The following is a 12,162-nucleotide window of genomic DNA, read 5'->3' on the forward strand; positions in this document are numbered from 1 at the left end:
CAGTCACATGGACTTCGCATTCAGCGAGGAGCAGGAGGAACTGCGCCGCATCGTAAGGGCGTTCCTCGCCGACACCTCGCCGGAGACCGAGGTGCGCCGCCTGATGGAGACCCCGGAGGGCTTCGACCGGGCACTGTGGCGCCGGATGGGGAGCGAGCTGGGGCTTCACGGTCTCGCGGTCCCCGAGGAGTACGGCGGCGCCGGGTGCGGACCCGTCGAAGTCGGCGTCGTCATGGAGGAGTTGGGCCGCTCACTCCTGTGCGCGCCGTTCCTCGCCTCGGCCGTCCTGGCCACCACCGCGCTGCTGCGCTCGGACGACGAGGACGCGCGCAAGCGTCTGCTGCCGGGGCTCGCCTCCGGTGAACTCGTCGGGACGCTGGCCCTGACCGAGGACTCCGCGCGGTGGGATCCCGTGGGGGTGTGTCTCACCGCGCGGGAATCGGCGGGGAGTTGGCGGCTGAGCGGCCACAAGATGTTCGTTCTGGACGGCGCGACCGCCGACGTCGTCCTCACCGTCGCCCGGACCGGCGACGACGGCATCGGGATCTTCTGCGTGGCCGGTGACGCACCCGGCCTGACCCGCGTGCCCTTGCCCACGATGGACCCCACCCGCCGCCAGGCCCGCCTCGACTACGACGACGTACCGGCGACCCGGCTGCGTACGCACGGCGACGCGGACGGGTGGCACCTGGTGTCGGAGGTGCTCGACCGGGCTGCCGTCGCCCTGGCCGCCGAGCAGGTCGGAGTGGCCGGACAGGCACTCGACATGGCCGTGGAGTACGCGAAAGTGCGGCACCAGTTCGGGCGGCCCATCGGCTCCTTCCAGGCCGTCAAGCATCTGCTGGCCGACGTCCTGCTGGAGGTGGAGTCGGCGCGGGCCGCCGCCCACTGTGCACTGCTCGCGGCCGACGGCGAGGACCCCGGACTGTCCGCCGTGGCAAGCCTGGCCAAGGCCTTCTGCTCCGACGCCTGTCTCCAGGCGACCGCCGAGAACATCCAGGTGCACGGCGGCATCGGCTTCACCTGGGAACACCCGGCCCACCTCTATCTGAAGCGGGCCAAGACCTCACAACTGCTGTTCGGCGATCCGGCGTACCACCGCGAACGCCTCGCACAGCACGTCATCCGAGCCCAGGGAGCGGCATGAAGGTCGACGGCAAGCTCAATGTGTGGCGCACCGCCGAGGTCGTCGAGGAGGCCCTGCATCACGAGAAGGCCGGTTACGACGGCCTGTGGGCCTCGGAGTCCCAGCACGACCCCTTCCTGCCGCTGCTGCTCGCGGCCGAGCACACCGGCCGCCTGGAGGTCGGCACGGCCATCGCGGTGGCCTTCGCCCGCTCCCCCATGCAGCTCGCGTACACCGCGCACGACCTTCAGACCTACTCGGACGGCCGCTTCTCACTCGGCCTCGGCAGCCAGATCAAACCGCACATCGAACGGCGGTTCTCGATGCCGTGGAGCCGGCCCGCGGCCCGGATGCGCGAGTACGTCAGTGCGCTCCACGCCATCTGGGCGGCCTGGAACGACGGCGAGAAGCTCGACTTCCGCGGCGACTTCTACTCGCACACCCTGATGTCCCCCTTCTTCGCTCCCCCGCCCGCGCCGGGAGGCGCGCCGAAGGTGTTCGTGGCCGCCGTCGGTGAGGCGATGACCCGCGTGGCGGGAGAGGTCGCCGACGGGCTCCTCGCGCACGGCTTCACCACGGAGCGCTATCTGCGGGAGGTCACGCTGCCGACCGTCGAGGCCGGGCTCACGCGGTCCGGCCGCAGCCGGGAGGACTTCTCCGTCAGCCATCTCCTCCTCACCGCCACCGGCCGCACCGAGGAGGAGATGACCCGCGCGGTGGACGGCACCCGGCGCCAGATCGCCTTCTACGGCAGCACGCCCGCCTATCGCGGAGTCCTGGAGCTGCACGGCTGGGGCGACCTCGGCGACGAGCTGCACGCGTTGTCGAAGTCCGCCCGAGAGGACAAGTGGGAGGCGATGGGCGGGCTGGTCGACGACGAGGTCCTGAACACCTTCGCGGTGGTGGCCGAGCCGGAACGGCTGGCGGCGGAGATACGGCAGCGGTACGGGGCGCTGGTCGACCGGGTGTCGTTCTACACCGCCTACGAGATCGACGCCGAGGTGTGGGAGCCGATCGTGCGGGAACTGCACAGCCCGTGACCCGCCCGGCGCGGCGGTGAAACGCCTACGCGCCGGACGCTCCGGAAGCGCGCCCTTCGCTCCGGCTCACTCCCGCTCCACACTGATCCGCAGTGCCCCGGCGCGCCCTCCACCACCACGACCCCTTCGCCCTAGGCTTTCCGATCAGTCGCAGGGAGAGGACCTGGTGCGCATGTCTGAGTCACCGGTGATCACCGGATTCGGTGTGGCACTGCCGGCCATCACCTGCCGTCAGGAAGATGTCGTCGACCATCTGCGGGGCAGCAGCTCGAACAAGAGGGTCGCGGAGCGGATCGCCGAGAACTCCGGCATCACACGCCGTCACCTGGCGGTGAGCCCGCTGCTGGAGGACCTCAGCGGCTGGTCCACGGCCGCCCGGATGCGCCGCTATCTCCAGGAGGCGCTGCCGCTGGGCAAGGACGCCGTCGCCTCGGCCCTGGACGCCACCGGCGTGGACCCGGCCGATGTGGGACTGCTGTGCGTGGCGTCCTCGACGGGCTACGCGGCACCCGGCCTGGACACCCGGGTGTCCCGGGACGTGGGTATGTCGCCGCAGGTGGAGCGGCTCCTCGTGGGGCACATGGGGTGCTTCGCGGCGCTGCCCGCGCTGGCTGCCTGCGCCAATTTCGTGCGCAGCCGGCAGCGTCCGGCCGTGCTGCTGAACGCGGAACTGTCGTCGCTGCATCTACAGCCGCCGCCGTGGGACGGCGACCAGGTCGTCGTGCACGTCCTGTTCGGCGACGCGGTCACGGCCACCGTCGTTCAGCCGGACGCGCCGGCCGGTCCCGGCGCCGGTCTGAGCATCGTGGACGTGATGGCGCACACGGACACCGAGCACGAGGACCACATGCAGTGGACGGTGGGGGACCACGGGTTCCGGATGAGCCTGTCCCCGGACGTGCCCGACGTCCTCGAACGCCTGGTGCCGGAGGCGGTGGGCACCCTGCTGGCACGCCACGCGCTGAGCCTCGCCGACATCGGCTGGTGGGCGGTTCACCCGGGCGGGCGTCGCATCATCGACGCCGTGGAGAACAGCCTCGGCCTCACCGCCGACGCGGTCGCCCTCTCCCGGTACGTCCTCGGCGAGTACGGCAACTGCGCCTCCGCCGGCCTGCCCCTCGTGATGCGCGAACTCCAGAGCCGTACACCGCTGGCAGCGGGGCGGTACGGCGTGGCCATGGCCTTCGGCCCCGGACTGACCTTCTACGCCGCCCTGCTGCGCGGCGCCTGACCCCTCCACCTCCACGAAAGGCCTCCCGGACGATGCCCTCTGACGCGGACGTGTGCCTGCTCCTCGACCGTATGGCCATCGGCGACCTGCTGGTGCGCTTCGCGAGTTGCCTCGACGAGAAGGACTTCGAGGGCTACGCGGCCCTCTTCAGCGAGAAGGGGACCCTGGAACTTCCCGGCGTCCTGCACCAGGGGCGCGCGGGACTCGCCGCCTTCGTGGCCCGGGACCTCGGCCGCTACCACCGCACCCACCACATCACCTCGAACCACCAGATCACCGTGGACGACGACGAGGCCGCCTCCCGCTCGTACCTCCACGCCGTCCACCTGCCGGACGAGACCGATCCCAGCCACTGGTGGTCGGTCGGCGGCTGGTACGACAACACCTACCTCCGCGAGGACGGCGGGTGGCGCATCAGCAGTGTGCGGGTGACTCCGGTGTGGCTGGGCGGCACGGCCTTTCCGTCGCCGCCGCCCGCCGAGGACGCATGAGGAGCCCGGCTCAGCCGAGCAGGTCCAGCACGGTCGTCATGGACTTGTTCTGGAGCAGATAGTCCTCGGCCTCCTGAAGGTGCACCCGCCACAGTTCCTCCGCCGCCTCGGCACGGCCCGCCTGCACCAGGTCGACCAGGGCGACATGGGCACGGAAGCCCCGTCGGTTGGCCCGGACGTTCTCGGAACTGCCGGCGTCGAGGTCGACGTGGGACCAGTTGGCCTGGTCGATGATGTGCCGGACCATGCCGTTGAGGACGGTCAGGGTCTGGTTGCCGGCGAGTTCGACGACGAGGGCGTGGAACTCCATATGGGCGCGGATGAAGGCCGACGGGGCGTCCATCAACAGCTCGGCCTCGGCGACCGCCGCCCGCAGCCGCCGAAGGTCCTCGTCCGTGCGCCGCTCGGCCAGCAGCCCGGCGCAGGGCGCCTCGATCACCGTACGCGCGTCGTAGACGTCCTTGAGCGTCGTGCCCCGGTACTCCAGCACCACGCCCGCGTACCGTGCGGCCACCGTGCCCTCCGGAACCTGCACCCGCGCCCCGCCCCGGGCTCCCCTGCGTACGCTGATCAGCGACTCCGACTCCAGCACCCGGAACGCCTCGCGCAGCGTCGGCCGCGACACGGCGAACTCCTCCATCAGCGCCGTCTCGGCGGGCAGCGCGTCCCCTTCGGCGAGTTCCCCGCGTACGATCATCCGGCGCAGCTGCGCCGCGACCAGCTCGGCCATCTTGGGCACCCGTACCGGCGTGTTCGTCACGGCGTCCAGCTCCTTCGGTCACCGGTGTCCGGTACGAAGTACGGCAGGGTGATCTCCGAGGTCAGCGGGCGGAAGTCGACCCGGACACGCATGCCGATGACGACGTTGTCGGGGTTGCCGGCATCCACGTGGGACAGCAGGGTGCCGCCGTCGTCGAGGTCGATCACGGCGAGTGCGAAAGGGGTCTCGAAGCCTGGACCGGGCGCGCGGTGCACCACGGTCACCGCATAGACGGTGCCGCGGCCGGCGCTGGGTGCGTACCGCCAGTCCTCCGACATACAGCCGGGGCACGCGGGTTCGGGGACGAAGAAGCGCAGCTCGCAGGCAGGGCAGTGCGGGACGACGAGATCGCCGCGCCGGGCCGCCTCCCAGAAGCATTCCGACAGCGCGGTCGGTACGGGTACGGGTCTGCCGGTCATCGCATCCTCCCCAGCACGCTCATCTCGTAGTGCTGCGCCCCCGACCCGGCGTTGCCCACCACGGCCAGCTCGGCGCCCTCGACCTGGTGCACGGCCGTGCCGCGCAACTGCCGTACGGCTTCGACGACTTTGAGGGTCATCTGCTGGGTCCCGTTCCAGGCGTACGCCAGGCAGCCGCCGTCCGGATTGACGGGATGCTTGCCGCCGACGGCGATGGCGCCGCTCGCGGCCAGCGGGCCGCCCTCTCCCTCGTCGCACAGGCCGAGGATCTCCAACTGGCGGATGATCTCGAAGGAGTTGGGGTCGTAGAGGGAGAACACGCCGACGTCGTGCGCGCTGACGCCCGCCATCGCGTAGGCGCGGCTCGCCGCGTCCCTGCCGAGCTGCCCGACTTCCCGGTGGAGTGCCGGGTTGGCGTACGCGGCCTGGTGGTACTCCATGCCGCCGCCGAGCACGGCGACGGCGGGGTGCCTGAGGTCCCGGGCACGCTCCGCCGTGGTCACGACGAGTGCCGCGCCGCCCTCACCGACTATGCAGCAGTCCAGCAGGTGGAACGGGGTAGCCACCATGCGAGAGGCGAGGACGTCGTCGGCGGTGTACGGGCCGCGGCCGTACATCATCGCCTCCGGGTTGGTCGTGCCGTTGTTGCGGATGGTGGCGGCGACCTCGGCGAGCTGTCGGGACGTCGTGCCGTACTCGTGCATGTGCCGTGCCGCGACGAGGGCGAACTGGGCGACGACGTAGCTCCCCCACACGTCCGCGAACTCCAGCGGCACCCCGGCGCCGACCGGTCCGGCGCCGCGCGAGACCAGTTTGCAGCCGCCGACCACGACGGTGTCCGCGAGGCCCGCGCGCACAGCTGCCGCCGCCTTCAGCAGGCCCCGGGAGCCGGCGTTGTCGAGCATCGAGTCGCTGGTCCACCGCAGGTCCCGACCGAGCATGCGGGCCCAGGAGCTGCCCTCGCCGGGTACGCCGCCCGGGCCCGGCCAGTCGACCTGGGCACCGTCGACGTCCGCCGGGGTCAGCCCGGCGTCCTCGATCGCGCCGCGCACCGCTTCGAGGGCGAGGCCCATGGCGTCGCGGTCCGGCAGCGACAGCGCCTGCTCGGTGGCGTACACGCCCGCGATGACGGGCCTGCGGTCGTTCATCGCCCCGCGCCGAGGGTGTCGCCGCCGGGGTATCCGCCACCGCCGAAGCGGGCGTCGAGCGTGTCGTAGTCCTTGGCGTAACCGCCCGTGCGCGGCAGGGCGTCGATGAACTCGACCGTCTTCGGCTTCTTGTACGAGGCGATCCGGGACCGGCAGTGGTCGATGATCTCCTCGCCCGTGACGGCCGCTCCGTCGTTGAGGACCACGACCGCCTTGACGTCCTGTGCCCAGCGTTCGTTGGGCACCCCGATCACAGCGGCCTCCTTGACGTGCGGGTGCGCTTCGATGCAGTTCTCCACCTCGGCCGGGAAGATGTTCTCGGCCGCCGACTTGAGCATGCGGGTCGTCGTGCCGAGGAAGCTGATCGTGCCGTCGGGTTCGCGGCGTCCGAGGTCGGTGGTGTGCCACCAGCCGAAGCGGAAGCGCTCCTCGTTGATCTCGGGGCGGTTCCAGTAGCCGAGGTGCACCAGATCACCGCGGACGCAGATCTCGCCGACCTCGCACTCCGCACCCCGCTCGTCGAGGATGCGTACGGCGGTGCTGGGGCCGGGGCGTCCCGCGTTGCCGGTGCCCGCGCCGCCGTAGGCGCCTGTGACGGCGAAGCCGGTGACCTCGGTCTGGCCGTAGCCGCGGCCCTCGCCGCCGCCGTTGCGGGTGAAGCGGCTGACGTCGGTGGGGACCATGCCCTCCCAGACCTGTGCGGCGACGCTTGCGCGGAGATGTGAAAGGTCGTGTCCTGCCTCGCGGTTGAGGGCGACGAGCTGGGCGATGGTCGGGGGCATCAGATAGGCGTGGGTGCACTTCTCGGCGGCGAGCAGCGGCAGGAGTTCCTCGGCGACGACGCGGCGGACGATCACGTTCCTGCCGCCGTGCACGAAGGCGGGGACGCCCCAGAACTGGTAGTTGCCGATGTGGAACATCGGTCCGGCGCCGAGGAAGGCGGTCTCCTGGCCGATGTCGCCCATCCAGGCCGCGCTCGCGCCCATCGCGAGCAGGTTGCGGTGGGAGAGCATCGAGCCGGACTGACGTCCGGTGATCGCGGCGGTGTAGATGACCAGGAGGGCGGAGTCCGGGTCGACGTCGGAGCGCGGGTCGTCGGCGGAGCCGGAGGCCAGGAAGTCCTCGTAGGAGCCCGCGCCCTCGGTGTCGTGGCACAGCCACAACGCCCGTTGTCCTTCGCCGAGTTCGGCGCGTGCCTTGCCGACCGTCTCGCCGATCTCCTCGTCCTGCCAGACGACCACCTTCGGGTCGAAGTCCTCGACGGCGAACGCCATCTCGGGGGCCGCCCAGCGCCAGTAGCCGGGGCACACCATGGCGCCGATCTTCGCGGCGGCGCCGAGCAGTTCCCAGATGCGGAAGGAGTTCTGGCCGAGCCAGAGGATCCGGTCGCCAGGGCCGACGCCGGTCACGCTGAGCGCGTTCGCGAGCCGGTTGGTGCGCTCGTCCAACTGCGGCCAGGTCAGACGGGTTTCGCCGTCGACGAGGGCAACGGCGTCGGGGAAGGACCGGCGGTGCTCGCGGATGAGGTCACCGAAGGTGAGACGGCGGGCGGCATTCACGTACTTGCTCCCCATGCTCGGTCAGACGCGGCCGACGCCGACGCCCTTGACGTGGATGAACTCGTCGAGCCCGGCCCGTCCGCCTTCCCGCCCGAACCCGCTGATGCCGACGCCGCCGAAGGGCGTGGTGGGCGAAGTGATCGGGTTGGGCCCGGGGTTGACGTAGACAGTCCCGGCCTTCAGGCGCGGGACCAGTCGGTTCACGCGCCCGATGTCCCGGGACTGGATGTACGCGGACAGTCCGTACTCGGTGTCGTTGGCCAGCGCGACCGCCTCGTCCTCCGTGCCGAAGGGCGTGATGGCCAGCACCGGGCCGAAGACCTCCTGCTGGGCGAGGTCGCTGCGGTTGTCGACATCGGCGAAGACGGTCGGGGTGACGAAGTAGCCCTCGGAGTCGATGCGTTCGCCGCCGTGCACGAGCCGTCCCGCGCCGCCCGAGAGCGCTTTGTCGATCATGTTCTGGACGCGGTCGCGGGCGGTGGCGTTGATGAGCGGTCCGATGTATGTGGTCGGGTCGAGCGGATCGCCGACGGGCAGCTGCGCCACGATCCCGGCGACCCGCTGGACGACCTCCTCGTAGATCGGCCGCTCGACCAGCAGCCGCGTCGGCAGCGCACACCCTTGTCCTGTGTTGCTCATCGCGAAGGCCGCGCAGTACGGCACGACCGCGTCGAGGTCGGTGTCGGCGAAGAGGAGGTTGGCGGACTTGCCGCCGAGCTCGAACAGGACCGGCTTGAGGCTCCGGGCGGCGGTCGCCATGATGCGGCGCGCGGTGGCGGGGCCGCCGGTGAAGGAGATCTTGTCGATGCCGGGGTGCGAGACCAAGGCCTCGCCCGCGTCGCCGAGTCCGGTGACGACGTTGATGACGCCCTCGGGGATCCCGGCCTCATGGGCGAGGTCGACGAAGAGCAGTGCGGTGAACGGGGTCGACTCGGCCGGTTTGATCACGACCGTGTTCCCGGCGGCGAGGGAGGGCGGGACCTTCATCGCCAGCGACAGCGCGGGCGAGTTCCAGGTGATGATGTGGCCGATCACGCCGTACGGCTCGGCGATGGTGTATTCGACGTTCTCGTGCGGGCTGTAGGCAGCGCCGACCATGCCCTCGATCTTGTCGGCCCAGCCCGCGTAGTACTCGGTCCACTCGGCGACATGCGGCCCGACGCTCGAAGCCCAGCCGCCGATGCAGACGCCGTTCTCCAGCGGGCAGATCGCCGCGAAGTCCTCGATGTGGTCGCGGATCAGCCCGGCGAAGCGGGTCAGCAGACGGCGCCGCTCGGCCGGCCGCATCCGGCCCCACACCTCGAAGGCCCCGCGTGCGGCGGCCACCGCCCGGTCCACCTCGGCGGCGCCCGCGAGCGGGACGTACGCCTGGACCAGACCGGTCGCTGGATTCCGGTGCTCGTACGCTCCCCCGCTGCCGTCGGTGACGTCCTTGCCGCCGATGACCAGCCGCGGCCGGGGAAGGTCACGCTCGGCTCTGTCCTGGTGCAGCTTCACGTCGACCGTGACCACGGATGCCTCCTGGAGCCGTCCCGCCCGTACAGGTTAAATAGATAACCTATTTATCGAAGGTAATCAATGCGCGGGACCGGCCCCGGCCCGTCACAGACCCAGTGAGCGCCCGATGATCTCCTGCATGATCTCCGAGGTCCCGCCGAACACCCGCTGGACCCGGCTGTCGCGCCAGATGCGGGCGATCTCGTACGCGTTGACGTAGCCATAGCCGCCGAAGAGCTGCATACAGCGGTCGATGACCTCCCAGCCGGTCTCCGTGGTCCAGTACTTGGCCGCGGCGGCCTCTTCCGCGGTCAGCTCGCCCTGATAGAGCGCCATGATGCAGCCGTCCAGATAGACGCGGGCGGCGCCCAGCCTGGCCTTGATGTCGGCGAGCGCGAAGCGGTTGGCCTGGAACTCGCCGATCGGCCGGCCGAAGGCGACCCGCGTCCTGGCGTACTCCAGCGCGAGTTCGAAGGCCCGCTCGGCCGAGGCGAGGGCTGCGACCGCGATGGCCAGCCGTTCGGTCGGCAGATTGCCCATCATGTGGTAGAAACCGCGACCCTCCTGGCCGATGAGGTTCTCGGCGGGGACACGGACCTCGTGGAAGAACAGCTCTGCCGTGTCCTGTGCCTTCATGCCGACCTTGTCGAGCTTGCGCCCGCGCTCGAAGCCTTCGGTGCCACGCTCGACGACGATCAGGCTGATGCCCTTGTGCCCGGCCTCGGGGTCGGTCTTGCAGGCCACGATGACCAGGTCGGCGAGGATGCCGTTGGTGATGAAGGTCTTCGAGCCGTCGATCACCCACTCGTCGCCGTCGCGGCGGGCGGTGGTGCGGATGCCCTTGAGGTCGGATCCGGCGGCCGGTTCGGACAGGGCGAGGGCACAGATCGTCTCGCCGCTCGTCACGCCGGGCAACCAACGTGCCTTCTGCTCAGCGGTGGTGAGGTGCATCAGATAGGGCGGGATGACGTCGTTCTGCAACCCGAGTCCGATGCCCACGGACCCCGTGGCGTGCATCTCCTCCGCCATGATGGCGTTGTAGCGGAAGTCCCAGATGCCCTGGCCGCCGTACTCCTCCGGGAACTGCCAGCCGATGAGCCCGGCCTTGCCGGCGGCCGTCCACGCGGCCCGGCTCACCTGCCCGTCCCGCTCCCACTCCGCCGCGTGCGGGGCACATTCGCGCAGGTAGTAGGAGCGAGCGGTATCCCGGAACATCTCGTGCTCCCCGGTGAAGATCGTACGGCGCATGCTCGGCTCCCCACTCACACACATCTCGCTTATTTAACTGAAGTAGTTATACGATAGCGCTGTATCGGCGGTCGGGACAGGGAGGGCGCGTGAGCGAACGGGACAAGGTGGCACTCGTCACCGGAGCGGGACGGGGCATCGGCGAGGCGATCGCCGACCGGCTCGCGGCCCGGGGATGCGCGGTCGCCGTCTGCGACCTGGACACGGAGGCCGCAGCCAAGGTCGCCGCCGGGCTCACCGAGCGGTACGGGGTCCGCGCCACGGGAGTCGGTGCGGACATCTCCGACGGCGCTTCGGTGCGGGGCGCGGTGGAGCGGGTGACCGCCGAGCTGGGTCCGGTGGACGTGCTGGTCAACAACGCTGCCGTCGACGTGATCGCGCGCTTCGTCGACAGCCGCGAGGAGGACTGGGACCGCATCATCGCGGTCAATCTCCGCGGGACGATCACCATGACCCGGGCCGTCCTCGACCCGATGATCGAGCGCGGCGGCGGGCGGGTCATCCACATCGCCTCCGACGCCGGCCGGGTCGGCTCCTCCGGCGAGGCCGTGTACTCGGCGACCAAGGGCGGAGTGATCGCCTTCGGCAAGACGCTGGCCCGCGAGGTCGCCCGGCACGGCATCACCGTCAACAGTGTCTGCCCCGGCCCCACCGACACCGCCCTGCTCGGTCAGGTCGCCGAGTACAGCCAGAAGATGTACGAGGCGACCGCCCGCGCGATCCCGCTGCGCCGTATCGCGCAGCCGGCCGACATCGCCGGTGTCGTCGCCTTCCTCGCGTCCGACGACGCCGCCTACATGACCGGGCAGACGCTCTCGGTCAGCGGCGGCCTCACGATGGTCTGAGGTGGGCAGCGTGCTGCGTGTCGAACTCCGCGACCGGATCGCCGTGTTGACCCTGGACCGGCCGGAACGGCTCAACGCCGTCGGCTCCGAGACCGCCGGCCTGCTCAAGGACGCCCTGGTCGACTTGCGTCACAACGACGACGTCCGGGCCCTCGTCCTGACCGGAGCGGGCCGCGCCTTCTCCGCCGGAGCCGACCTCGCTGAGATCGAGTCGTTCACGGCTCCCGGGCAGTTCCGTGCCTTCGTGGGGCGCCTGACGGAGACGTACGCGCTCCTGGAGGACTTTCCCAAACCGTCGGTGGCGGCCGTGCACGGATTCGCCTACGGCGGCGGACTGGAGCTTGCGCTCGCCTGCGATCTGCGGGTCGCCGAACTGGGCGCGCTGCTCGGGCTGCCCGAGATGAAGCTCGGTGTCCTGCCGGGGGCGGGCGGTACCCAGCGGCTGCCGCGGCTGCTGCCGCCGGCGATCGCCAAGCAGATGATCCTCACCGGCGAACCGATCGACGCCGGGCGGGCCTGCGAACTGGGCCTGGTCAACGAGGTGGCCGAGCCCGGCGGTGCCCTCGCGGCCGCCGAGGCGCTCGCGGCCCGGCTGGCGGCCGGTGCCCCGCTGGCGCTCGCCGCGGGCAAGCGGCTGATCGACTACGGGCTCGGCATGGATCTTCAGGCGGCGATCGCGTACGAGCGCGAGGCCGTGACGGTGCTGTTCTCGGCCGAGGACCGCGCTGAGGGGCTGAAGGCGTTCCGGGAGCGCCGGCCCGGCGAATTCCGCGGCCGGTAGCGGACGTTGGCTGACTT

At 70.8% G+C, this 12,162-nt stretch carries 12 protein-coding genes; 6 read left to right on the forward strand and 6 right to left on the reverse strand.

Annotated elements, in window-relative coordinates; translation table 11 throughout:
* The first annotated feature begins 7 nt into the window (after positions 1-7).
* From KCH87_RS41475 to KCH87_RS41490, 4 genes are all read left to right on the forward strand, one after another.
* Positions 8-1,147 (forward strand): acyl-CoA dehydrogenase family protein, encoded by a 1,140-nt coding sequence (locus KCH87_RS41475; protein ID WP_210593098.1) that lies wholly within the window; start codon positions 8-10, stop codon positions 1,145-1,147.
* Positions 1,144-2,166 (forward strand): LLM class F420-dependent oxidoreductase, encoded by a 1,023-nt coding sequence (locus tag KCH87_RS41480; protein ID WP_210593099.1) that lies wholly within the window; start codon positions 1,144-1,146, stop codon positions 2,164-2,166. The genes KCH87_RS41475 and KCH87_RS41480 overlap by 4 nt, the downstream gene beginning before the upstream one ends.
* Before the next feature lie 172 nt (positions 2,167-2,338).
* Positions 2,339-3,397, forward strand: coding sequence for a type III polyketide synthase (locus tag KCH87_RS41485; RefSeq protein WP_247197570.1), 1,059 nt, complete (start codon positions 2,339-2,341; stop codon positions 3,395-3,397).
* A gap of 32 nt (positions 3,398-3,429) precedes the next feature.
* The gene (locus KCH87_RS41490) at positions 3,430-3,888 is read left to right on the forward strand and encodes a nuclear transport factor 2 family protein (protein ID WP_210593100.1); all 459 of its coding nucleotides are present in this window, start codon (positions 3,430-3,432) and stop codon (positions 3,886-3,888) included.
* A 10-nt stretch (positions 3,889-3,898) separates the two neighbouring features.
* On the opposite strand, the gene KCH87_RS41495 is transcribed toward KCH87_RS41490, so the two are convergent.
* The 6 genes from KCH87_RS41495 to KCH87_RS41520 all read right to left on the reverse strand — a co-directional run bounded on the left by KCH87_RS41495 (position 3,899) and on the right by KCH87_RS41520 (position 10,519).
* On the reverse strand, positions 3,899-4,648 hold the full coding sequence (locus KCH87_RS41495) for a FadR/GntR family transcriptional regulator (RefSeq protein WP_308299044.1): 750 nt from the start codon (positions 4,646-4,648) through the stop codon (positions 3,899-3,901).
* The gene (locus KCH87_RS41500; protein ID WP_210593101.1) at positions 4,645-5,067 is read right to left on the reverse strand and encodes a Zn-ribbon domain-containing OB-fold protein; all 423 of its coding nucleotides are present in this window, start codon (positions 5,065-5,067) and stop codon (positions 4,645-4,647) included. The genes KCH87_RS41495 and KCH87_RS41500 overlap by 4 nt, the downstream gene beginning before the upstream one ends.
* Positions 5,064-6,215 carry a thiolase family protein gene (locus KCH87_RS41505; RefSeq protein WP_210593102.1) on the reverse strand — a complete coding sequence of 384 codons (1,152 nt, stop codon included), beginning with the start codon at positions 6,213-6,215 and terminating at the stop codon, positions 5,064-5,066. The genes KCH87_RS41500 and KCH87_RS41505 overlap by 4 nt, the downstream gene beginning before the upstream one ends.
* A complete protein-coding gene (locus tag KCH87_RS41510) occupies positions 6,212-7,774 on the reverse strand; it encodes an AMP-binding protein (protein WP_308299045.1) in 1,563 nt (520 codons plus the stop codon). Before KCH87_RS41510 ends, KCH87_RS41505 begins: the two co-directional genes overlap by 4 nt.
* Before the next feature lie 21 nt (positions 7,775-7,795).
* Positions 7,796-9,286, reverse strand: a complete 1,491-nt coding sequence (locus KCH87_RS41515; protein ID WP_210593104.1) for an aldehyde dehydrogenase — start codon at positions 9,284-9,286, stop codon at positions 7,796-7,798.
* A gap of 90 nt (positions 9,287-9,376) precedes the next feature.
* On the reverse strand, positions 9,377-10,519 hold the full coding sequence (locus KCH87_RS41520; RefSeq protein WP_210593105.1) for an acyl-CoA dehydrogenase family protein: 1,143 nt from the start codon (positions 10,517-10,519) through the stop codon (positions 9,377-9,379).
* An 89-nt stretch (positions 10,520-10,608) separates the two neighbouring features.
* Here KCH87_RS41520 and KCH87_RS41525 point away from each other — a divergent pair, with 89 nt between their 5' ends.
* Both KCH87_RS41525 and KCH87_RS41530 read left to right on the forward strand, forming a co-directional pair.
* Entirely contained in the window at positions 10,609-11,364 is a 756-nt protein-coding gene (locus KCH87_RS41525) for an SDR family NAD(P)-dependent oxidoreductase (RefSeq protein WP_210593106.1), read from the forward strand.
* Positions 11,365-11,374: 10 nt separating this feature from the next.
* On the forward strand, positions 11,375-12,145 hold the full coding sequence (locus tag KCH87_RS41530) for an enoyl-CoA hydratase/isomerase family protein (protein ID WP_308299046.1): 771 nt from the start codon (positions 11,375-11,377) through the stop codon (positions 12,143-12,145).
* The last annotated feature ends 17 nt before the right edge of the window (positions 12,146-12,162 follow it).

It is taken from the genome of Streptomyces sp. GESEQ-35 (genome assembly GCF_017948485.1).
GTDB lineage: Bacteria > Actinomycetota > Actinomycetes > Streptomycetales > Streptomycetaceae > Streptomyces.

Coding starts and splice junctions, on each gene's coding strand:
- KCH87_RS41480 (WP_210593099.1), top strand. CDS start 1,144: ATGAAGGTCGACGGCAAGCTCAATGTGTGGCGCACCGCCGAGGTCGTC.
- KCH87_RS41490 (WP_210593100.1), top strand. CDS start 3,430: ATGCCCTCTGACGCGGACGTGTGCCTGCTCCTCGACCGTATGGCCATC.
- KCH87_RS41475 (WP_210593098.1), top strand. CDS start 8: ATGGACTTCGCATTCAGCGAGGAGCAGGAGGAACTGCGCCGCATCGTA.
- KCH87_RS41505 (WP_210593102.1), bottom strand. CDS start 6,215: ATGAACGACCGCAGGCCCGTCATCGCGGGCGTGTACGCCACCGAGCAG.
- KCH87_RS41520 (WP_210593105.1), bottom strand. CDS start 10,519: ATGCGCCGTACGATCTTCACCGGGGAGCACGAGATGTTCCGGGATACC.
- KCH87_RS41485 (WP_247197570.1), top strand. CDS start 2,339: ATGTCTGAGTCACCGGTGATCACCGGATTCGGTGTGGCACTGCCGGCC.
- KCH87_RS41500 (WP_210593101.1), bottom strand. CDS start 5,067: ATGACCGGCAGACCCGTACCCGTACCGACCGCGCTGTCGGAATGCTTC.